We start from the raw sequence: 1514 nt of genomic DNA on the forward strand, positions 1-1514 counted from the left end.
GAATCGCGGGACGTAGATCTGGTCGTTGCGCCAAGTATCGTCGACGTGTCGGGGCCGCGCCTGTCGATGCGGCCGGTGGCCGGTCAGCCTTTGATACGCGTCGAGCGCCCGAAATATCATGGTGCGCAACGCTTTGCGAAATCTTCGTTCGACGTAATTTTCGCGTCATTGTTACTGGCAGCAATTGCACCTGTTCTCCTGGCCGCGGCTCTGGCGGTCAAGCTCTCGAGCCCGGGCCCGGTGTTGTATCGAGCGGAGCGAATGGGACTGGACGGCAAACCATTCCCGATGCTCAAGTTCCGTTCGATGGTCCAGAACGCAGACTCACAGGTGGAGTCGTTGATGGCCCAGAACGACGGCGCCGGTGTGATCTTCAAGATGCGCGACGACCCGCGCGTTACACCGGTCGGGCGCTTCTTGCGCCGTTACTCGATTGACGAGCTGCCACAGTTCGTCAATGTTCTTCGGCGCGAGATGAGCGTGGTCGGCCCCAGGCCTCCGCTTCGCCGCGAGGTCGAGGCCTACGACGGAACTGTCAGTCGCCGACTTCTTGTCAAGCCGGGGATCACAGGATTGTGGCAGGTCAGTGGACGATCGGACCTTTCTTGGGAAGAGACTGTACGACTGGACCTTTCGTACGTCGACAACTGGTCGCTGATGGGTGATGTATTGATCGTCGGCAAAACGTTGAAAGCGGTGTTGGCCAGTGACGGTGCGTACTGAGACGTGAATGCGGATTCGGGACCGACTTCAGTTCGTGACGTTCTCGGTGGAAAGGCATAGCTCCCCTTGATCTTTCGTACGTCGACAACTGGTCGATGGCGAGCGAGAACACGATCGTCGCGAAGGCGCTCAAGGCGATGTTGGGAAGTGATGGAGCAAATTGACCAGGAGAAGTTTGTGTCGGAACCGCCAAAGTTGAAGTCGTTGCTTGTTGTGGCGCCCTGGTTGGAAGGTGGGGGTGCACAGAAATCATTGTGCGGGTTATTGCGCGGGCTTACCGACACACATACGACCGTGGTCACTTTGTTTGCAGGCTGCCGCGACTTCAACGAGGTTGCGGACCTCGCAGACGAGTTCGTCATGCTCGACTATCCAAGGAGTCCTGGCGGACTGGTCGGAGCCAGTCGTGCCATAGCAACACATCTACAGCATTCGGATGTGGTCTATTCACTGATGAGGGGTAGCCATGTCGCACTAGGCGTTTCGAGTTTGCTCAAACGTCTTCCGAGTGAGCTGATTGCGACCTTCCATCAGTTGCCGAGTGCGGATGAAACTGGCGTTTTCTCCCTGGTCGAGAACATGCTCGTTCGTAAAGCACTTCGGCACGCAAAGCTGATCACCGCACCTTCGGAATCAGCCGTGAGTCAGATTCGTCAACGACGTTACGGACCGCACGCTCGGCTTGTTTACGAGCCGAACTTGATCCGAGTTGACTCGAGAGAAACCATTCGTCGTGAATCTTCGGGGGCACCTCTACGGCTCCTGGCCTGTGGCCGTCTATCCAAGCAGAA

At 57.3% G+C, this 1514-nt stretch carries 2 protein-coding genes; both read left to right on the forward strand.

What is annotated here, in order from left to right:
• On the forward strand, window positions 1–723 hold a 723-nt coding region (locus A2J01_RS30540; protein ID WP_156519454.1), incomplete at its 5' end, for an exopolysaccharide biosynthesis polyprenyl glycosylphosphotransferase.
• Window positions 724–873: 150 nt separating this feature from the next.
• Window positions 874–1514: glycosyltransferase (locus A2J01_RS35500; RefSeq protein ID WP_156519455.1), on the forward strand; the 641-nt coding region annotated here is incomplete at its 3' end.

The sequence above is a fragment of the Rhodococcus sp. EPR-134 genome (assembly GCF_001647205.1).
Taxonomy (GTDB): domain Bacteria; phylum Actinomycetota; class Actinomycetes; order Mycobacteriales; family Mycobacteriaceae; genus Rhodococcus_F; species Rhodococcus_F qingshengii.